This is a genomic window from Streptomyces sp. NPDC014894, assembly GCF_043080985.1.
Classification (GTDB): Bacteria; Actinomycetota; Actinomycetes; order Streptomycetales; family Streptomycetaceae; genus Streptomyces.
This window is the reverse complement of sequence record NZ_JBIBWD010000018.1, coordinates 51,982-72,285: the sequence shown is the minus strand read 5'-3', so window position 1 is coordinate 72,285 and position 20,304 is coordinate 51,982. Positions and strand designations below refer to the sequence as shown.

At 75.1% G+C, this 20,304-nt stretch carries 15 protein-coding genes and 1 pseudogene; 10 read left to right on the top strand and 6 right to left on the bottom strand.

The genetic code is table 11. From position 1 onward, the window contains the following. Window positions 1-67: 67 nt before the first annotated feature. Window positions 68-1,339 carry an MFS transporter gene (locus tag ACF089_RS31495; protein ID WP_392034089.1) on the top strand — a complete coding sequence of 424 codons (1,272 nt, stop codon included), beginning with the start codon at window positions 68-70 and terminating at the stop codon, window positions 1,337-1,339. A gap of 221 nt (window positions 1,340-1,560) precedes the next feature. Here ACF089_RS31495 and ACF089_RS31490 read toward each other — a convergent pair whose 3' ends face one another. Continuing rightward, window positions 1,561-2,409 carry a DUF3592 domain-containing protein gene (locus ACF089_RS31490; protein WP_392034086.1) on the bottom strand — a complete coding sequence of 283 codons (849 nt, stop codon included), beginning with the start codon at window positions 2,407-2,409 and terminating at the stop codon, window positions 1,561-1,563. Between the two features lie 618 nt (window positions 2,410-3,027). Between ACF089_RS31490 and ACF089_RS31485 the strand changes: the two genes are divergently transcribed. Then, window positions 3,028-4,242 (top strand): MFS transporter, encoded by a 1,215-nt coding sequence (locus ACF089_RS31485; RefSeq protein WP_392034084.1) that lies wholly within the window; start codon window positions 3,028-3,030, stop codon window positions 4,240-4,242. Between the two features lie 261 nt (window positions 4,243-4,503). After that, window positions 4,504-5,043, top strand: coding sequence for a helix-turn-helix domain-containing protein (locus tag ACF089_RS31480; RefSeq protein ID WP_392034081.1), 540 nt, complete (start codon window positions 4,504-4,506; stop codon window positions 5,041-5,043). Between the two features lie 210 nt (window positions 5,044-5,253). Here the strand turns inward: ACF089_RS31480 and ACF089_RS31475 are convergent, their stop codons facing one another. The 3 genes from ACF089_RS31475 to ACF089_RS31465 form a co-directional block, all read right to left on the bottom strand. Next, on the bottom strand, window positions 5,254-6,168 hold the full coding sequence (locus ACF089_RS31475) for a DUF4184 family protein (protein WP_392034078.1): 915 nt from the start codon (window positions 6,166-6,168) through the stop codon (window positions 5,254-5,256). A gap of 285 nt (window positions 6,169-6,453) precedes the next feature. Then, complete coding sequence (locus ACF089_RS31470) at window positions 6,454-7,338, bottom strand: hypothetical protein (RefSeq protein WP_392034075.1); 885 nt, start codon at window positions 7,336-7,338, stop codon at window positions 6,454-6,456. Further along, window positions 7,335-7,673, bottom strand: a complete 339-nt coding sequence (locus tag ACF089_RS31465) for a PadR family transcriptional regulator (RefSeq protein WP_392034072.1) — start codon at window positions 7,671-7,673, stop codon at window positions 7,335-7,337. The genes ACF089_RS31470 and ACF089_RS31465 overlap by 4 nt, the downstream gene beginning before the upstream one ends. Window positions 7,674-7,785: 112 nt before the next feature. On the opposite strand from ACF089_RS31465, the gene ACF089_RS31460 reads away from it, so the two are divergent. The 5 genes from ACF089_RS31460 (at window position 7,786) to ACF089_RS31440 (ending at window position 14,116) form a co-directional block, all read left to right on the top strand. Then, window positions 7,786-8,571, top strand: a complete 786-nt coding sequence (locus ACF089_RS31460) for a sulfite exporter TauE/SafE family protein (RefSeq protein WP_392034069.1) — start codon at window positions 7,786-7,788, stop codon at window positions 8,569-8,571. A gap of 643 nt (window positions 8,572-9,214) precedes the next feature. Further along, window positions 9,215-10,126, top strand: a complete 912-nt coding sequence (locus ACF089_RS31455) for a GNAT family N-acetyltransferase (RefSeq protein WP_392034066.1) — start codon at window positions 9,215-9,217, stop codon at window positions 10,124-10,126. 298 nt (window positions 10,127-10,424) lie between these two features. Beyond that, window positions 10,425-10,871 carry an Rrf2 family transcriptional regulator gene (locus ACF089_RS31450; RefSeq protein ID WP_392034063.1) on the top strand — a complete coding sequence of 149 codons (447 nt, stop codon included), beginning with the start codon at window positions 10,425-10,427 and terminating at the stop codon, window positions 10,869-10,871. Between the two features lie 91 nt (window positions 10,872-10,962). After that, window positions 10,963-12,564 (top strand): MFS transporter, encoded by a 1,602-nt coding sequence (locus ACF089_RS31445; protein ID WP_392034061.1) that lies wholly within the window; start codon window positions 10,963-10,965, stop codon window positions 12,562-12,564. 244 nt (window positions 12,565-12,808) lie between these two features. Next, complete coding sequence (locus ACF089_RS31440; protein WP_392034058.1) at window positions 12,809-14,116, top strand: penicillin-binding transpeptidase domain-containing protein; 1,308 nt, start codon at window positions 12,809-12,811, stop codon at window positions 14,114-14,116. A 92-nt stretch (window positions 14,117-14,208) separates the two neighbouring features. On the opposite strand, the pseudogene ACF089_RS31435 reads toward ACF089_RS31440, so the two are convergent. Together ACF089_RS31435 and ACF089_RS31430 are read right to left on the bottom strand one after the other, a co-directional pair. Continuing rightward, a pseudogene (locus ACF089_RS31435) lies at window positions 14,209-15,058 on the bottom strand (class I SAM-dependent methyltransferase). A gap of 116 nt (window positions 15,059-15,174) precedes the next feature. Further along, complete coding sequence (locus ACF089_RS31430; protein WP_392034055.1) at window positions 15,175-18,222, bottom strand: BTAD domain-containing putative transcriptional regulator; 3,048 nt, start codon at window positions 18,220-18,222, stop codon at window positions 15,175-15,177. A 273-nt stretch (window positions 18,223-18,495) separates the two neighbouring features. Here ACF089_RS31430 and ACF089_RS31425 point away from each other — a divergent pair, with 273 nt between their 5' ends. Together ACF089_RS31425 and ACF089_RS31420 are read left to right on the top strand one after the other, a co-directional pair. Continuing rightward, window positions 18,496-19,386, top strand: a complete 891-nt coding sequence (locus ACF089_RS31425) for an NAD(P)-dependent oxidoreductase (protein ID WP_392034053.1) — start codon at window positions 18,496-18,498, stop codon at window positions 19,384-19,386. Between the two features lie 123 nt (window positions 19,387-19,509). After that, a complete protein-coding gene (locus ACF089_RS31420) occupies window positions 19,510-20,058 on the top strand; it encodes a hypothetical protein (protein WP_392034051.1) in 549 nt (182 codons plus the stop codon). Window positions 20,059-20,304: the final 246 nt, after the last annotated feature.

Here is a 20,304-nt window from a genome sequence, read left to right as displayed (position 1 = left end):
CCCGCCGGGGGACCCGGCCCCGGGCCCGATGCCGCGCCCCGCCCGACGGACTCAGAAGGAACACGTCATGAGCCTGTTCGCCATCCGCGACTACCGCCGCCTCTTCAGCGCCCAGATCATCGCCCTCTTCGGCACCGGACTGACGACCGTGGCCCTCGGGCTGCTCGCCTACGACCTCGCCGGGCCGAGCGCCGGCACCGTCCTCGGCACCGCGCTCACCGTCAAGATGGTCATGTACGTGGTCATAGCCCCGCTCGTCGCCGCGTACGTCGACCGCCTCCCCCGAAGAACCTTCCTGTTCCTCCTCGACGCGGTGCGCGCCGGGGTGGTCCTGGCGCTGCCGCTCGTCACCGAGATCTGGCACATCTACGTACTGATCGGTCTGCTCCAAGCCGCGTCCGCGGCGTTCACCCCGACGTTCCAGGCCGTCATCCCCGACATCGTCACCGACGAGTCCGACTACACGCGCGCCCTGTCCGCCTCCCAGGTCGCCTCCACGATGGAGAGCCTGCTCAGCCCCGTGCTGGCGGCGGCCGCCCTGGCGGTCATGAGCTTCGACCGGCTGTTCCTGGGCACCTCCGCCGGATTCCTCGTCTCCGCGCTGCTCGTCCTGTCCACCCGCATTCCCGACGCCCGCCCGAGCGGCCACACCCGGGCCTGGGACAAGGCGGCGGCGGGGATCAGGACCTTCCTCCGGACACCGCGGCTGCGCGGGGTCATGGCGCTCAACCTCGTGGTCGCGGCGGCGGGATCCATCGTCGTGGTCAACACCGTCAACCACGTCCGCGACCGTCTCGGCGGCTCGCAGTCGGACGTCGCGTGGATGCTCGCCGCCTCCGGCGGCGGAACCCTCCTCGCCGCCCTCGTGCTGCCCCGCGTGCTCGACCGGATCGCCGCCCGCACGGTCATGGTGACCGGCGCCGGAGTCCTCGTCGGCGGCACGGTCGCCGCGGCGGCCCTCGTCGCGACCGGGCTGACCGGGTGGACCGGCACGGCGATCGTCTGGACCGTGATCGGCGCCGGCATGGCGCTGGTCATCACGCCGACCGGCAAGGTCCTGCGCGCCTCCGTCGAACCGAACGCGGTCCCCGGGGTCTTCGCGGCCCAGTTCTCCCTGTCGCACCTGGCCTGGCTGATCACCTACCCCGTCGCGGGATGGCTCGGCACGAACGCCGGCTTCACTCTCACCTGGTCCGTCCTCGCGGCCCTCGCCGGCACGGGCGCCGCCGGCGCCCTCCTCCTGTGGCCGCGCCACGACGGGCAGACCGCAGGCGGGCCCGCGACACCCGTCCGGCCCCCGGCCCGCACGGACAGGTCCGCCCTGGCCAAGGCCGCGTGACCCGGCCCCGGCGGTTCGCGCCGGGTGTACGAGACGGCTGTGGCCGCCGCCCGCACGAAGCGGGACGGCGGCCACAGCCGTGTCGTACGAGAACGAGCGGAGTACGGGGAGCCCGTGCGGGGCCGCGGACGCTCACGCCCGACTCTCTCGGAGAGACCCGGCGGCGACGGCCGGACGCCGGTTCGGCCCGGCGGGGCTTCCCTCGGCTGAGCGGTACGGGCTCAGCCCGTCGCCAGGAGAACGAGGATGAACAGGCCCAGGCCGGCGAGCAGCCCGCCCATGGCCACCATCACCACGGTGTTGAACGAGTGGCTGAAGGTCTTCGGCCGGGTGGCCAGAGCCGGGTCCTCCGGATCGTAGGTGACGTCCACGGGCCCGTTCAGGGGCACCGCCCAGACGGACACCACGGATCTGACCTTCTCGTGGGTCGTGCCGTCGTCGGCGGCGAAGGTCAGCAGCGGATAGTGCTGGGCGCTGCTCTTCGAACCGGCCGAGACCGAGCCGACGACCCGGCCCGGCACCGTGACGCCCCGGCGGCGCAGGGTCCGCATCGGCCGGATACGGCGGGCCACGGCGATCCCGACCACGAAACCGCCCAGCGGCGTCAGCCAGGAGACGAAGGCGAGGGTCCCGGGCCCGGCGATCGCCACGATGACGACGAGCCAGACCAGGAGCGCGCCGGCCGCGATCTGCTGCCGGCGGAACTCGGCCGTGAGGAAGCGGTGGCGGAACCTGGGCAGGGTCTCCCTGACCACCAGGGAGTGGCCGTCCGCGGCGGGGGAGACGGCGGCCAGCGCCGCGTTCAGCCGGTCGCGGAGCACCTTGGCGGCGATCACGTTGGCGGCGGGCGCGGAGAAGGACACGCCCAGCCCGTGGCGCGACGCGCCGGACGCGTCCCCGCTCAGCTCGACGCTCACCGCGCTGCCCTCCCCCAGCTCCGCGGAGCGGATCGCCTCCACAGGGATGTGCCAGACCGTGCGGTCGCGCTCCACGGAGAGCCGCCGGCCGTCGAAGCGGGCCTTCGCGCCGCCGGAGGCGGGTATCAGTCCCGGTGATGTGTTGCTGGGCATGTCCGGAGCATAGGCGGGAATCCCCTCGGGCGTCCCCCCGGCCCGGTCCGCCCGGGGCCTGCCGCCCCGCTTTCTCCCCGGGTCGCCCCGGGCGGACGGCGGCGGGACTCCTCTCCGCCCGCCGGTGAACAGCGGCCGGTTCGGACCGTTCGGCCCGGGGTCGCGTACCCGGGCCGCGAGGCGGTGTTCGGCGGCCGGCTCCACAGCCGCGAGGACGCCTCCCGGTGGAGGGCCGCGACGCCGACGACTCGCCGTACCGGACGAAGACGGTCTCCCGCCGGCGCGCAAGGGCGGAGTGGACGGCCTCGCCGGGGGCGTGGATCCGCACGCGGGGTCCGCTGTCGGTTCCGTGGCGGGATCCGTCCGCCTCGCGGCCCTTCCGCCCGGCGCCTCGCGCCCGCCGGCCGAAGGCGGTCGGGGCGGCGCGGCCCCGGAGCCGGATCGTCGGGGAGCGCACGGCGTGGATCGGGGCTCTCGGACGGCTGACGGGAGCCCTCGCCCTGTGGTCGACTGGACGCCGACTCGGGCAAGCCATGGTCAACGGGAGGGCCAAGTGGAGCTGACAGTCCGACACGGGAGAACGGACACCGGCCGTCGGCCGAAGCGGGGACGGTGGTCATGACCACCGCAGCCGAACCGCTGGGAGCGCCGTTCTGGCGATTCTGGGCCTCGGCGACCGCCGCCAACCTCGCCGACGGCATCCGGGCGGGCGCGTTCCCCCTGATCGCGGCGGCCCTCACCGGCAGTCCGTTCGGGGTCGCCCTGGTCGCCGCGTGCCAGCAGGGCGCCTGGCTGGTCTTCGGGCTCGGCGCGGGGCTGCTGGCCGACCGCCGCTCCCCCGGCCGGGTCCTGGTGGTCGCGGACGCGATACGGGTGATCGCACTGGCCGTGCTGCTCACCACGCTCGCCCTGGACACCGCGACCATCCCCATCCTGGCGGGCATCGCTTTCGTGCTGGGGGCCGCCGAGACCTTCCGGGACACCTCGGCACAGAGCATGCTGCCCCGGCTGGTGTCCGAGCGGCAGTTGGAGCGTGCCAACGGGCGGCTGTTCGGCACCGAGATCGTCGGCAATGAGTTCATCGGCCCGCTGCTGGGCGCGGCGCTCTTCGGCATCGCGTTCACCGTGCCGGTGGCCGTGGACGCCGCGGTCCTGGTCGCCGCGGTGCTGCTGGTGCTCGCCCTGCCCCGCACCGCGCCCCCGGCCCGGTGCGCGGAGCAGGCCGGGACGGCACGGCTGCGCACGGAGATCCTCCGGGGCGCGCGGTGGCTGCTGAACCATCCCCGCCAGCGGGTGATCAGCGCGGCCGGAGCGGTGATCTGCTTCGCCGACGCCGCCTGGTGGTCGGTCCTCGTCCTCTACAGCGACAGCGCACTCGGCGTTCCGATGGCCGCCTTCGGCGCGCTGCTGGCGGCCGGAGCGGTGGGCGGCACACTGGGCGCGCTCGGTTCGGAGAGGCTGGCCGCCCGGTTCGGGGTGCGGCCCCTGCTCGCCGCGGCCGCGCTCTCCACCGGCCTGCCCGCCGTGCTGATCGCCCTGACCGACAGCCCCTTCGCGGCCGGCGCGCTGCTCGCGGTCAGCAGCGCCGGCTTCGCGCTGTGGAACGTGGTCGCGCTCTCCGCCCGGCAGCGGGAGACTCCCCCGGAGCTGCTGGGCCGCGTCACCGCCGTGCACCGTATCGCGCTGTACGGCAGCGGCATGGCCGGAGCCTTGGCGGGCGGCTGGATCGCCGGGTCGGTGGCCCTCGCCGCGCCCTTTCACGCGGCGGGCCCGCTGGTGGCGCTGGCCGCGATCGGGCTGTTGGTGGCGCTTCCCCCGAGGTCCGCTCCGTAGGCGGTGCTCCCCCGAACGGGCGTCCCTCGGCTTCGGCGGGCCGGCGGTGGCCTGCCCAGGACGCCGGACGCGGGGCTGGAGCCGGACCCGGCCGGTCGGCGCGGCGGCGCGGACGGCCCGTGCCGAGCCGGGCGGCGCCTTGCCCCAGCGTGCGCCCGGGTCCGCGCGGGCGGCTGTGGCGAGGCATTCGAATGGTTCGCGGCCGTGTGGGAGCCGGGCTTCGACCACACCGGGGCAGTATGTCTTGTTATGGAACGATCTTTGCTGTCTCAGAAGGAGGCCGCCGCCGTGTGCGCGGTCTCCCTGTCCACGATCCGCCGCCGCCGGGAGAACGGCGGCTTCCCCGGCGCCCGACAGGATCCGGCACGGGGGTGGCTGATCCCGGCGGAGGACCTGTCGGCCGCGGGTCTGCCCGTGCAGACATCGGCCCCGGCCGCTGAACGGCCCCGCGCCGAGAGGGAGGCGAGGGAGCCGGACTCGCCGGCCGATCCGGACGGCCCGGTCACCGCCATGACCGTGGCGGGGCCGGGCAGCCCTTCTCCGAGCATCGACCAGTTGGGGCAGGAACTGGCCGACGCCCGGCTCCAACGGCATCTGGCCGAGGCCGAGGTGCGCGCGCTGAACACCCGGCTCGCCGCCCAGCAGGAGCATCTGGACGACCTCCGGCGTCTGCTCTTCGGCGGAGCGCCCGGCTGGGGATTCGCCCCCGTCCCCGCAGGAGCCGTGAGCGACGCTCTTCCGCCGTCGGCGGCGCGCCGGTGGGCTTGGCGACGGTGGTCATGGCGGGGGCTCGGCCGCTGAGTTCCGGACCCCTGTTCCTTCCGCGGGACAGCGGGACGGCGGGTCCGCACCCGCGCCGCCGGGACGCCCTCCCTTTCTGGCGAAGAAGTGCCGGAGGGCGGGCACCTGCGCGCGGACGACAACGGCCGACATCGGGTGAACCGGCGTCCGCCGTCTCACGGGTACGAACCGGTACGAGCGCTCTTCGGCCGGGCCGGTCCGTACGCCGGGTCAGGCCGCGGTACGCGCTCGCCGTGGCGCGCGCAGCGTGCGGTGGAGGTGCCAGCCGGCCGCGTGGAGGAGCAGGGCGGCGGCGAGGGACGCGCCCGCGCCTTTGGCCGCGTCGGACAGGACGCCTTCGGCGACCGTGGTCCAGGGGGCGTTCTCGGTCCGGGTGGGGTACGTGATCTCGGTGACCTCGCCGTCGACTTCGTGGATGACGGGGCGGCTGGTGTCGGTGACGGTCACCCGGCGGTAGGAGTCGACGCCGCCGGTGTGGACGACCGCGCCGAGCAGGGCGGCCAGGAGGAGGACCGCCGCTACGCTCCACCGGGCGGCGGGGGCGGGAGAGGCCGGGGCGGGGGGCGGCGGGCGGAGCCGGTCGCGGCGACGCCAGAGATGGACGCCGAGGACCGCCAGACCGGCCGCCGTGCTCAGGTGCTGGAGCAGCCGGGCCGCCGAGAGCCCGCCCGGCCCGGCCTCCCGCAGGAGGGCGATCCGTTCGACCGCGTACCCGTCGATGTGGGTGAAGGAGTCCCAGAGCAGATGGGTGGCGATGCCGATGAGCGCCGACAGGGCCAGCCACCCCGCGCGGCGGGCCCGTTCCGCCGTGCCGCGCGGCGGCGCGGGAGCCGGGATCGCGAGGTGAGGGGGGAGCAGCGCGCCGACCGGTCCCCGCAGCATCCGGTACAGGGCGACGAGGAGGAGGGTGAACGGGAGCGCGACGGTCAGGGCCCCGGTGGGCGAGTGCGAGGTGGTGGCGTTGAGGAAGGGCTCGTACCAGGCGCCGGCGGTCACCGTGACGCGCAGGGTCTGGAGGAAGTACGGGACGTCCGGGGCCATGGCTCCCATGACCAGCGCGACGGGTACGAAGGGGCGGCGCAGCAGCGGTATGACCGCGGCCGCGTGGGAGAGGGTGAACGGCACTTCGGGGGACGCCCTTTCGCTCGGGTGAGCCGATGGGCGCGCGGGCCTCGGATCCGTCGGACGGCAGGCCGGACGGCGTGTTCGGGGCAGCCCGGGACACACCGGCCAGATGGAACGTTGAAGAGAATATTCCGTTGGAGTGACAGTGTCCAGGACGCGCGATTTCCGGGCGTGCGCGGCGAGCGGGCGTGCGCCGTGAGCGGGGTGCTCGCCACGAGCGGAGGCTCGCCACAAGGAAGAGCCGCTCTCCCGGGGGAGAGCGGCTCGGAGTGCGCGGAGACCGGATCAGCGCGGGCGGCGCGCCCTCGCGGCGGCCGCGCTGAGCAGCGCGGCGGCCGGCAGCACCAGGAGCAGGACGGCGAAGGGCTTCGGGTCGTACCAGTTGAGGAGACAGGCGTCGGCGAGGAACGGCGGCGAGGCCACCGCCATCGCACCCGACTCCCGCAGTCCGGAGGAGCGCGCCCGCAGGGCGAGGGCGATCCCCGTGACGGCGAGAACGAGCAAGGGCCAGCCGCCGTAGTCCGTGCTCATCCAGCCGACGGCTCCCGCCTCCACGACGACGGCGGGCAGCCAGGCGGCCCCCGCCATCGCCCCGGCCACCGCCGACGCGCTCGGTCCGGGGCGCAGATCCGGCGGGGAGGCCAGTATCACCGCGATGGTGAGCACGGCGGCCGCGGGGACGACGATCTGGTACTGGTACTCGTTCGGATGGGTCTCGGTGAGCGCGAGCACCGCCGTTCCCGCCAGTCCGCACACCACGGCGGCCCGCCCCGCCGTCCACCGCCCCGTCAGCCCGACGACCGCGCCGACAGACACCAGCAGGAGAAACACCAGGCCGAGCACCTCGGCCCCGTCCATGACGCGCAGCGCCGTCCCCCACGGTGTCGGCGAGGCGGCGATCCCGGCGTACCAGCGGGCGAGCCGGATGCCGGCGCTCACTCCCGCGGCGGCCAGGGCGAACGGAGCGGCCGAGGCGACGAGTCGGCCCAGCGGGTCGGCCGACCCCAGGCCGAAGCGGACCCGCAGGGCGTGTCCGGCGAGATCGGCGCCCTCCCGCAGCCGGTCCCGGCGCGCCGCGCCGGCCGTCATCTCCCGGTAGGTGTCGGCGATCTCCGGACCGTACGCGGCCCGGTAGCCGGGCGGATAGAGCAGCAGCAGCCGGTCGATCACGCCGTCACCGGCGCGCCGTCGATCCCCAGCCGCCGCCTCGCCTCACGGACGGCCGCCGCCAGCCGCTCCGTCTCGACCGCCAACCGCTCGCGGCCCTCGGGCGCGAGCGCGAAGACGCGCCGCGCCCGGCCGTCGACCACCTCTTCCTGTACGACGGTGATCAGCCCCTCCGCGACCAGCCGGTCCAGCGCCCCGTAGAGCGCGCCGGTGCGCGGAGCCACCCGGCCGTCCGTGATTCCCTTGATCTCCTGAGCGACCGCGTACCCGTGCCGGGGCGCGTCCGCCAGGGCTGTCAGCACCAGCAGTGCCAGTTCCTGCATCGCCCGCTCACTCATCCGCCCAGAGTATTCCGTCCAACGGACCGCCGAGGGCCGCCGCGCCCCCGCGAAGCGGCGCCCGCCCCGCCGAATGGACGCCGCGGCGATCTTCTCCCTAAGGTCGTCGACCGTGCCCGACATATCGCTGACCACGCTGCTTCTTCTCGCCCTGGCCGCCGCGGCGGCCGGCTGGATCGACGCGGTGGTGGGCGGCGGCGGGCTGCTGCTGCTCCCCGCCCTGCTGCTCGGACCGCCCCAGGCCCCGGCCGCGTACATCCTCGGCACCAACAAGGCGGTCGCCATCGTCGGCACCTCCGGGGCCGCCGTCACCTATGTGCGCAACACACCGGTGAAGGTGCGGACGGCGGTGCGGATCGGCCTCGCCGCGCTCGCGGGATCGATGGGCGGGGCGTCCCTCGCTGCGGGGATCAGCAGCGAGGTGCTCCGGCCCGTGATCATGGTGGTGCTGCTGGGGGTGGCCGCCTTCGTCCTGCTGCGCCCCCGCTTCGGCGCGACCGCCGGCGCCGGGGAGGGGCAGCCGGTCACCCGGGCCCGTACGGTCACGGCGATCGTCCTCGTCGGCGGCGGCATCGGCTTCTACGACGGCCTGTTCGGACCCGGGACCGGGACCTTCCTGGTGCTGGCGCTGACCGCCGTCCTCCATCTGAATCTGGTGACGGCCTCGGCGACCGCGAAGATCGTGAACGTCTGCACCAATGCCGGCGCGCTCGCCGTCTTCGCGTTCCAGGGCACGGTGTTCTGGCAGCTCGCGGCGGTGCTGGCGGTGTTCAATCTGGCCGGGGCGATGGTCGGCGCGCGGATGGCGCTGCGGAAGGGCAGCGGGTTCGTCCGGGGCGTGCTGCTGGTGGTGGTCTTCTCGCTGGTCGCGAAGCTGGCGTTCGACCAGTGGGCGTGACCGGGCGGCCGGGGCGCGCCGGACAGCGGGCCGTGACGGCGACCGGTGCGGCGGGGACGCCGCCCGAGGCCGCAGCGAAAAGGTCCCGGCCTCCATGAGGAGACCGGGACCCGGTAGAGCGCTGGGCAGGCCTTGCACCTGCATCCCCCCACGGGAAGTGGGGTGTCTTTCCTTGGACCACCAACGCCGGTCCCACCGCCGTGAGTCACGGCCGCGAGCACATGATCACTATATCGCAGGAGTTCCCGTTCCGTCGCCGCGGGCACGGCGACGGTGCTGGTGCAGCCGGGGTCCTCGACGCCGACCCGTACGACGTCCGTGCCGCCGTCCTCGCGCGGCTTCATGTGGATGACGCGGTCGTACTCGTCGTGGGTGCGCGCGATGGCGTCCTGGGGTGCGCCGTCGAGGGCCGGGACGGGTCTGGTGGTGCTGTTGTACGTGGTGGTCCAGAGGTAGCGGTCGCCCTCGCGCTGGAGCACGCCCTGGCCGCCGGTCGCCAGGACCGTCGCGGCGCTGTCGCCGCAGGCGTCGGGCGCGGGTACGGCGGGGGCCCGCGAAAACGGTTCGAGAGCCGGGCGGAGTCCTGAAACAGTGGCGCACCATGACGACGTTCGAGCTTGTGAGTGCCGCGGACCTTCGGCTCATGCAGGATCTGGCGCAGCGGATCACCGCCGTCCGCCCGGATCTGGTGAACAGCGACGCGACCTATGGCGAACTGGCCTGGAACTGGGGCAGGCGGCGGGCCGAGGACGGTACGCACCGGCCCCGTCGGCTGTGGTTCTCCGGCGGGGAGTTGGCGGCGTGGGGCTGGGCCCACCTTCCGCACCGGGTGAGGCGGAGCGACGGGTCCGTGAAGGACGTGACCGGCGCGTATCTCGCGTATCAGGTGCATCCCGACCACGCCGGGCTGGTCGACGAGGTGATCGACTGGTACGACGGGACGGCGGCGGGGACCGAGCGCACGGTGCTGCCGAGCGCCGCCGACGGGTTCGCCCTGGAGCGTTGGGCGGCGCACGGCTACGAGACCGATCCGGACTCGCTCGGGGACTCCGGATCGTGGACCCAGTTCAACGAGCGGGATCTCGTCGATGTGGCGGAGCCGGTCCTGCCGGACGGATTCCGGTTCCGCACCGCCGACGAGACCGGGCCGGAGGCCGCGGTCCGGGCCCATCTGGACGCCTGGGGCCCCTCGGCGTACACGGCCGAGAGCTATCAGGGCGTCCGGCGGACGGCGCCGTACCGCGGCGATCTGCACATCCTGGTGGAGGCGCCGGACGGGACGATGGCCTCCTCCACCATCATGTGGCTCGACGAAGCGAACAGGACGGTCGAGTTCGAGCCGGTCGGCACGCATCCGGACTATCGGCGTCTGGGGCTGGGAAGGGCGATGCTTCTGCACGGGATGCGCCGGGCGCGGGCGGCCGGGGCCGTCCACGCGACGGTCGCCTGCCTGGGCGCGCCGGGGCATCCGGAGGCGCGCGGGCTGTACTACGGCGTCGGATTCCGTTTGCTGACGCGGGACATGCCGCTCATCAAGAACGGGGCTGCGGGCTGAGGGACGGTCGCCCGGGCCGGGTCGGGGCAGCCCGGGTCGGGCCAAGAGCCGAGGCAGGGGCGCTCCCGGCGCGCGGGTGCCGAGCCGCCCGCGCCTCCGACCCGCCCCCCGGCCCGACCCGCACCCCCGTCCCGGTCCGCGCCACGGCCGCCGTCACGGCCGCGTCGCCTCCGCGACAACGCGTACCGCCCGACCGCCGCGGGCGACCGCGCACGGAATCGCGTTGACACCCGAATCCAACTGTCACTAACGTAGTTGCAGTTCGTCGGCGGAGCGCCGGCCGGAGAAGGGGGGCAGGGTGAGCGTCAGCAGCAGAAGCGCGGTGGCCATTCACGCGCTCACGATGCTGGCGCACCGGGGCGGCCGCTGGCTGACCTCCGCGGAGATCGCGGAGAGTCTGGCGAGCAATCCGGTCCTGGTGCGGCGGATCCTCGGCAGCCTGCGGGACGCCGGCCTGGTCCGGTCCGCCGAGGGGCGCAACGGCGGCTGGTCGCTCGCCCGAGCCGCGCGCGAGATCACGCTCCACGACGCCTACGCCGCCGTCGAGGCGGGGCCGGTCCTCTCGCGGCACCCCCATCCGCCCAGCTCCGCGTGTGAGGTCGGGCGGAATATCCAGGCCCTGCTGGAGGTGGAGTTCCAGGCCGCCGAGCGGGCCATGGAGGAGCGGCTCGGCCGGACGACGATCGCCCATCTGGTCCAGCGGGTGCTGACCGTTGAGCGCGAGGTCGCGCGGCGGGGTCGCTGAGCTTTCGACGGCGGAGGCACGGGCCTCCGCCTTTTTCACGCCCAAACTGTAACTACTACGGTGGCAGACTGTCACCCGGAGGACGTGCCGTATGACTTCCACTCCGACCACGACCGAACGCACCGCTCCGGAACGGGCCTTATTGGCCGTGCTGATGTCGGCGATCCTCGTCACGGTCGCCGCCAGCGACATGGTCGTGCTGATGCTCCCGGCGATCGGGGCGGAGTTCGGGGCCACCGAGGCGGAACTCGCCTGGGTCGTCACCGGGTTCCTGCTGGTGTTCTCGGTCGGCATTCCCCTCTACGGACGGGTCTCCGACCGGGTGGGCCTGCGGCGTCTCTTCGCCTTCGCCCTGCTGGCCTATGCCGCGGGGAACCTGGTGTCCGCCGTCTCTCCGAGCCTGCTCGTGCTGGTCGCCGGGCGGATCGTGACGGGGATCGGCGCGGCCGCGATCCCCGTGCTCTCGGTCATCGCCGTCACCCGGCTGCTCCCGGCCCACAGGCGCGGCGTCGGGATCGGCTTCGTCTCCGCGGGCGCGGGCGTCGGCGCGGCCGCCGGACCGGCGATGGGCGGCGGAGTCGGCCAGGCGCTCGGCTGGCCGGCGCTGTTCTGGATCATGTTCGCGGTCTCGCTGCTGCTCCTGCCCGCGGCCCTGCGCGTGCTCCCGCACGAGACTCCGGCGGGCAGGGGACGGCTCGACCTTCCCGGCGGCCTTCTCCTCGGCCTCGGGGCCGGGCTGGTCCTGTTCGGCATGACCCAGGCCCAGGTCTCCGGCTTCTCCGCCCCGCTGTCCTGGGGCAGCCTGCTCGTCGCGGTCTCGGCGCTCGGGTTCTTCGGCCGGCGCACCGCCCGGGTCGAGCAGCCGTTCGTCCCTCCGGCGCTGTTCGCCAACCGCGTCTACCGGTCCAGTCTCGTCATCGCGTTCCTGGTCATGATCGCCAACCTCGGCGGTCTGGTGTTCGTCCCGCTGCTGGTCGTCGAGGTCAACGGCCTCACTCCGGGAGAGGGCGCGCTGGTCATGATCCCGGCCGGAGTCGCCGTCGCCCTGCTCTCCCCGCTGATCGGCCGTCTCGCCGACCGCTTCGGCACCCGGCCGACGGTGGTCACCGGGCTCGCCCTCATCGGGGTGTTCTCGCTGCTCCTCTCGACCCTCACCGGCGGGTCCTCGGTGATCCCCGCCGGCATCGGGGTCCTCGGGCTCAGCGTCGGCTTCGTCCTCGTGATGACCACCATCATCGGCGCCTCGGCCGGCGAACTGCCCGCCGAACAGGTCGGCGTCGGCCTCGGGGTCCTCCAGGGGGCCCAGTTCCTCGGGGCAGGCGCCGGCCCCGCGGCGTTCGGCGTCCTGCTCTCCGCGAGGCAGCAGAGCGGCGGCGATGCCGTCAACCCCTTCCACTCCGGTCAGGACGGCGCCGCCTACTCCGATGTCTTCCTGGTCATGACCGGGGTCGTCGTCCTCGCCCTGATCGCCGCGTCGCGCATGCGTCCCCCGGCGTCGCTTCCGCCCGCGCGCCCGAGCGCGCCCGCGCCCACGGCCACGGCCACGGCCACGCCTCTGCCTCCGACTCCGACCGCGACCGCGACCGCGACGACGCACCCGACCACGCCTCCGACCGTCTCGGCCGGGGAGACGACCGACGCGCGGCGGACCGGAGCCCTTCCCCACGACGCGGAGTGCCCGAGGGCCGGCTGACCGCACGTCAGGGCACCGCTCCGGGCGGCCGGACCCGCGCCGGGACCGGCAGCGGCCTCCCGTCGGCCGCCGCGGGATCCCCGGACGGGTCGCCGGGCCGGCCCGAGGATCGCCGGGATCACGTGATTCCCCTAACTCCCGCTGCACTCGGGGCTCCTGGGGCGGCCCACCGGCCCGGCGCGTGGCAGCGGACGCCCTCGGCCGACTCCGCGCCGGGGCCCGAGGGCGGGCATAGGATGATCACATGCCCCTGCCGCTTCGCCGCCCGGCCCTCGTACTCACCACGCTCCTCACGGTGTTCGCCGTGTGCGTGTCGGCGGGATGCGCCGCGGAGACCCGCGACACGGATGACGCGCGACCGAAGCCCACGGGGAAGACGGGGGCGTCGGCGGATACGGGGCCGCCCGCCCCCAAGCCCGACGGGAGCCCCGGGGACCTCCTCGTGGCGGGACGTCCGATCACGGGCTGGCAGCCCACGGGAATTCCCAAGGCCCCGTTCGAGCGCACCTACACCGACGGAGAGCTGTACGCGTCGGTCACGGGCTACCGGTCGACGGCGTTCGGCGCGACGGGGCTCGACGCCGTCGTGCGGGAGGACATCGAGGCGGGGAAGGACGTGGCGACGACCATCGACCCCGCGATACAGCGGGCCGCGTTCGACGGGCTGCGCGGCCGCGAAGGAGCCGCGGTCGCGCTCGACGCGAAGACCGGCGACATCCTCGGCCTGGTGAGCGCCCCGTCGTTCGACCCGGCCGCGTTCAGCGGGAACTCGACGGCCGACGTGAAGGCGTGGGACCGGCTCCAGGAAGGGGGGACCGACGGCCCGCTGAGGAACCGGGCGCTGCGCAGCGCCGACAACCCGGGTACGGCCGCCCATGTCCTCGTCGCGGCCGCCGCGCTGGAGAAGGGACTGCTCGCGTCCGTCGACACGCCGACCCGCAGCCCCGCGGACCACACCGTCCCGGGCAGCGCGACCGAGTTCTCCGGCGATCCGGCCCACTGCGCCGATGCCAGCCTGCGGGAGGCCCTGCGGCACTCGTGCGCCAATGTGTTCGCCCGTGTCGCGTCCGATCTCGGGGCCGGCGCGCTGGCGTCGACGGCCGAGGCGTTCGGCTTCGGGCAGGACTCGATGAGGACGCCGGTGCCCGCCCTGGAGAGCGTCTGGCCGCGCGAGGCGGAGAATCCGGCTCAGCTCGCTCTCCTGGCCAACGGGCTCTTCGAGGTGAAGGCCACCCCGGTGCAGATGGCCATGGTCATGGCCGTGCTCGCCAACGGCGGCCATCGCGTCCGCCCGCACCTGGTCGCCGACCCCGAGACGCCCGTGCCGCCCCGGCGGGCCGTCTCCCAGCACACGGCCGATCAGCTGCGGTCCGCGCTCGACGCCCCGGTCGGCGCGTGGGTGCCCTCGGCGTCGGTCGCCTGGGCCCTGTCGTTCACCCGCACCCCGGCCGGCCGGCCGCTGGCCGTCGCGGTCAGCCTCGACTCCCCCGCCGACGCCACCTCGCAGGCGGCGGCCGTCGCGCGACAGATCACCGAGGCCGACAAGGGGTAGCCGTCGCCCCGGCCGTCCATCGCGAGCGGTGACCTCGCGCCGGCGCCGGGGGAGAGCCGGGCCGCTCCCGCGCCGCGGCTCCCCCGGGGCGGTCAGCGCTCGGCGGGACCGTTCCGCCAGACGAAGACCTCCGTACTCGGTCCGCGTTCGGCGAAGACGTCCGAGGCGGAGGCGTTCCGCAGCAGCCGGCGGAGATCGGACTCGAAGTCGCCCCGGCGCGTTCCGAACAGATGCGGAGCGGAGAACGACATCGAGAACACCGAGGCGACCACGGTGTCGGACGTGCGCTCCAGGATCTGCCCGCCGGGCACGACGAGGCGCTCCGGACCCGAGAAGCCCGCCCCGGCCAGTACCGAGGCCTCGCCGCCGGGGCGTGCCGTCCGGCAGCACGCCCCGGCCGGCCCGCCGTACCGGCCCCAGATACCGCCGGACCAGCTCGTCGATCGCGGCGTACGGGACCGCCGGGTGGGGCGTGGCCTCGACGGTCCGGGTCTCCGTCTTCAGGTCCGAGACATGGATCAGCGCGCCGCCGGGGCGCAGCATGCCCTTCACCGTCCTCGCCACCGTCTCGCGGTCCATCCAGTGGAAGGACTGGCCGAAGGCCGCCGCCGTGAAGGAGCCGAGGCCCGCGGGAAGTTCCTCGGCCCGGCCCCGGAACCACCGGGTCCGTCCGGCGACTCCCGCCGCCTCGGCCGCGCGCCGGGCCTCGGCGATCATCCCGGCGTCCGGGTCCACGCCGACGGTCTCCCGGAACAGACGCGCCAGCGGCAGGGCGAGGGTGCCGGGGCCGCATCCCACGTCGAGGAGGCGTCCGCGTCCGTCGGGCGCGAGCGCCTCGGCGAGCGCGTCCACCAGCCCGGGGGCGTACGGGAGTCTTCCGCGCCCGTAGTAGGCGGCCGTGCCCGCGAAGAGCGTGTCGTCCCCCACCCATCCCGCGGCCATGCGCTCCCGCCTCCGTCCCGTAGAGATCCGTGCTCGGCGGCTCCGATGATTCCATGGACCCGGGCGGGCGAGGGTCGTCCGCCGACCGGACGCAAGGAGCCGCGGCCCCCCGCCGGTCAGCGCGCGGCCTCCGTGAACGCCTCGCGGCCCAGTGCCGCGAGGACGCGGGCGGTGACACGGTCCACGTCGCCGCGCTCGGCCGGCGGCAGGGGAGCGCCCGCGCGCGTACGGGCTCGGGCCGCCGCGCCCAGGAGCCGGGCGGCTCGTACGGGTCGCCCCGCGAGGGCGTGCGCGCCCGCGAGGCCCTCCTGTGCGAGGGCGACCGCCCTCGGGTCGCCGCCGCCGCGGGCGATCGCCAGGCCCCGCCGGTGGAAGGAGAGGGCGGCGGGGGCGTCTCCGCGCTGCTCGGCGAGGAAGCCGAGTTCGGCCAGGAGGAGCGCGGGTCCGGGCCCGAACTCGACCTCCTGGTGCCAGGTCAGGGTCTTGTGCAGCAGCGCCTCGGCCCGTTCGGGATCGCCTGCGCGCCGGGCCCCGAGGGCGAGGCCGATCTCGGCGTGGATCTCTCCGGCCGCGTAGCCGTGCTCGGCGGCGAGCGCGACGGCCCGGCGGTGCAGTTCCTCGGCCCTCGGGAAGTCTCCGTCCAGCAGGGCGACCCGGCCGAGGCCCGTGAGCCGGTCGGCGGCGTCCGCCGGCAGTTCCAGCTCTTCGGCCAGCCGGAAGCCGCGCTCGTGCAGGGCCGCGGCCCGGGCGTGGTCACCGGTGATCGCGGCCAGCGCCGCCAGCGGATAGGAGGTCTGGAGCAGCCCCCAGGCGTCGCCCTCCTCCTCGAAGAGCGCGTGGGCCGAGTCCGCGCTGGCGCGCGTCCCGGCGAGGTCCCCCCGCAGCAGCGCCTGGGCGGCCCGGGTGCTCAGCGCCGCAGCGGTCCCCCAGCGGTCGCCGCCGGCGCGGAGACCGGCGAGGGCCCGGTCCACCAGGGTCTCGCTGCGGGCCAGGTCCTCCCCCGCCCTGAGCAGCGCGTGGCCGAGGAACCAGACCGCGCGCCCGTCACCGGCCCGGTCGCCGTCGCCGTCCTCGTACCCGGACTCCGGCCGCTTCCCGGTCTCCCCGGCCAGCAGGGCGAATCCCCGGTGCCACAGAGCGAGTCGGGCGCGCGGTCCGGGCCGGTCGTCGCCGGTGATCCGCAGGGTGTCGCCGAGGGACCTGCGGGCCTCGCCGAGGCGGCCGCGCAGAAACCAGTACCAGGTCGAGGCGAGCGACACCCGCGCCGCGCCGTCCGCGTCCCCGCGCCGCACGGCCCAGTCCAGGGCCGCTCGCAGATCGGCGCTCTCCCGGTCCAGGCACACGAGCCCTCGGCGCTGTTCGGGACCGTGGAGGCGGTCCGCCGCCCGTTCGGCCAGATCGGCGAAGTACGTGTGGTGCCGCTGTCCGAGATCCTCGGACTCGCCCGCCTCCGCCAGCCGTTCCCGCGCGTACGCGGCCACCGACTCGGGCAGCCGGTACCGGGGGCCGTCGGCCACCGTGACCAGGGAGCGGTCGACCAGCCGGATCAGTGGATCCAGCACGTCCGGCCGCCCGCCGCACACCGTCTCGGCGGCGTCGAGCGTGCAGCCGTCGGCGAAGACCGACAGACGGCGCAGCACCGTCCGCTCGTCGTCGGCCAGCAGTTCCCAGCTCCAGTCGATCACCGCCCGCAGGGTGCGGTGGCGCGCGGGTCCGCCGCGCCGGCCGCCGGCCAGCAGGCGGAATCTGTCGTCGAGCCGGGCGGACAGCTCCCGGACGCCCAGCGCCCGGACCCGGGTCGCGGCCAGTTCCAGCGCGAGAGGGAGGCGGTCGAGGCGGCGGCAGATCTCGGCGACGGCCTCCGCGTTCTCCTCGGTGACCGCGAATCCGGGCACGGCGGCCGAGGCGCGCCGGGCGAAGAGGCGCTCGGCGTCGGCCTGGGACAGCGGCGGCACCGTCCACACGGCCTCTCCGGCCAGCCCGATCGGCTCTCTGCTGGTGGCCAGGACCCGTACTCCGGGAGCGGCGGCCAGGATCCGGCGTACGACCTCGGCCGCCGAGTCGATGACATGTTCGCAGTTGTCGAGCAGCAGCAGGATCCGCCGGGAGCGCAGGGCGTCCTCCAGACCGGCCGTGCCCTCCTCCCGTATGCCGAGAGCCGCGCTCAGCTGCTCCGCCACCGCCGCGGGTCCCGCGAGGGCGACCACGCGGACCCCGTCGGGGCAGATGCCGGCCGTCCGGCCCGACACCGCTTCCGCGAGCCGGGTCTTGCCGACTCCGCCGGGGCCGGTCAGGGTCACCAGCCGGTGGACGGCGAGCAGTTCGCCCACCGCGGACACCGCCTCGGCCCGGCCGGTCAGATCGGTGGGCGGGACCGGCGGGGCGGCGGCGCCCCGCCGCGCGACAGGGGCCGCCGCCAGCTCCTCGTCGTGTTCGAGGATCGCGCGGTGCAGTGCCGCCAGTTCCGGGCTCGGGTCCGCGCCCAGCTCATCGGCCAGCAGCTTCCGCAGGTCGGCCCAGGCGGCCAGCGCCTCGGACTGCCGGCCGGCCCGGTACAGCGCCCGGATGTGGACCGCGCGCAGGCGCTCCCGCAGCGGGTGCCGGGCCACCGGCCCGCCCAGCTCGCCCGCGAGCACATGGTGCTCGCCCAGCTCCAGACGGGCCTCGGCCAGGGCCTCCAGCGCGGCGAGCCGCTGCTCCTGGAGGCTTTCGGCCGCCGGCCGCAGGAACGCGGCCTCGCCCAGTCCGGCGAAGGGCTCTCCCTGCCACAGGGCCAGGGCCTTCGTCAGCAGCTCCGCCCTGGTGCGCGGGTCCTCGGTCGCGTACGCGGCGGCCGTCGTGTCCGCGAACCGGCCGGAGTCGACGTCCGCCGGGTCCGTCCGCAGCAGATAGCCCGGGGCGCGCGACTCCACCAGCTTCCCGGCCCCCGGCTCGCCCAGTTCCAGGGCCCGGCGCAGACGCGAGACCTTCGTCTGGAGCGCGCCGGCCGGATGGCGGGGCGTCCGCGCTCCCCACACGTCGTCCACCAGCCGGTCGGACGACACGGTCCGTCCCGCGCGGACCAGCAGGGCCGCCAGCAGCAGCCGGATCTTGGCCTCGGGGACACGGACCGGTTCGCCTGCCGCCGAGTGGACGGTGAGCGGGCCGAGCACGGAGAAGTACATGGCCGAACGGTATCCGGGCGGAGCGCGGGGCCGGTTCCCGGCGGAGCCCGCCGGGCCGGTTCTCGAAGAACCTCTGCCGGGCCGGTCCTCGGAGGAGTGTCCCGCCGGGCCGGTCCTCGGAGGGTCCCTGTCGGACCGCCGGGGAGACCGACAGCGGTCCGACAGGGACCCGACAGGACGCGCGGCCAGAGTGGGGCCGTGCCGCACAGACCGGTGCGGCTCGGCCGGACGGACCGGGAAACGGCCCGGACGAACAGGGAACGGGAGTCAGTGATGACCATGTCGGAGCAGAACGGCGACGAGCGGACCGCGGTGTCGGTGATCGGTCTGGGGCGGTTGGGCGCCCGGCTCGCCCAGGCGTTCCTCAACGCGGGCCACGGGACCACCGTGTGGAACCGCACCGGCGCGAAGGCCGACGCGCTCGTCGCCCAGGGGGCCGTCCGGGCGGCCGACGTGCGGGCGGCGGTCGCCGCGAGCCCGCTGGTCGTCCTCTGCCTGCCGGACTACGCGACCGGCGCGGAACTCCTCGGCCCGGTCGCGGACGGCCTCGGCGGCCGGGTGCTGGTGAATCTGACCTCCGGCACCCCCGAGGACGCCGTCCGGACGGCCGACTGGGCGCGGGAGCACGGCGCGGGCTATCTGGACGGCGCCGCCATGAGCGGCACCCGGCTGGTCGGACGCCCCGAGGCGCTGTTCGTCTTCAGCGGCTCCCAGGAGGCGTTCGCCGCGCATCGCCGGACGCTGTCGAGTCTGGGCGACGCCCGCCACCTCGGCGAGGACCCGGCGCTCGCCCCGGTGTACGACACGGCGCTGTTCGGCATGATCTGGGGCGCGCTGGCCGGCTTCCACCACTCCCTCGCCCTGGCGGGCGCGGCCGGCGTCGCCCCCACCGCGTTCGCGGCCGTGGCCGAGGGGCATATGCCGTTCATCATCTCGCTGCTGGCCGAACACGCCCGGCAGATCGAGGACGACCGGTTCCCCGACGACGACGGCACCGTGGACGTGCACCGGGCGGCGATGGGGCATCTGCTGGACACCAGTCGGGCCCAGGGCGTCGGGACCGAACTGCCGGAGCTGCTCCGGACCCTGCTGGAGCGGACGGCGGCGGAGGGACACGGCGCGAGCGGCATCGCGAGCGTCGCGAAGGCGATCGCGCGGGGCTGAGACCATCGCGCGGGCCAAGGCGATCGCGCCGGGCGATCCGCAGGACGGCCCCGCCGGTGATCGCGCCGCTCCCCGACCGCGACGCGGTACGGGGGGCGCCGCCCGGCCGAGTAGATTCGGGGAATGATCCGTCTGATCGGCGGCCCGCCCAGGGTGGGCAAGAGCACGCTCGCGCGGATGCTTCTGGAGCGGGCCGGGCTGCCCGGCTGTCCGACCGACGCGCTGGTGTCGATGCTCCAGCACGCCGCTCCGGAGCGCGGGGTGCGGCACGGCGCCCATCCGGACAAGGCCGCGTCGGCGCTGCCGTTCCTCGTCGAGTTCCTCGCGGCGGTCGCGGACGGCCTCGACGCGTCCGACCCGCTGGACGGATATGTGGTCGAGGGGGACATCGTGACGCCGGAGGCCGTCGCGGCGGCCGTCGGGCGGCGGATACCGGTGGTCCCGGTCTTCCTCGGGAACACCGGTCTCACCGCGGACGGCCTGCGGTTCGCGCCGGACTGGCTCGACGGGGCCGACGACTCGGTGTACGAGGAGACCGCCGCGTGGGTGTCGCGGCGGAGCCGGGAGCTGCGCGACAAGTGCGCGGCCGGCGGTCATGTCTTCGTCGATCTGCGGCACGGACGCGAACAGGGCCTGGAGCGGGCGTACTCGGCGCTCGTGGCGCGGAGCTGACCCGGCCGCGGGTACGGGAGAGGCCCGGCCTGGCTCCACGCGGCCGCCGGCCCGGCCGCGGCTCCGCACCCGGGAGGGAGCTGTCCGCGGCGCGGAGGCGCGCCCGGCGGAACGCGCCCCCGCGGCCGGGCGGTCTTGCCCTCGTCTGCCGACTCCCCCATCCTTGATGAGGATTCTTGATCCGGCCTGCTCCGAACAGCACGGCCCATTCTCGGAACACGGCATTCCGGCGTCATGGCACAAGCG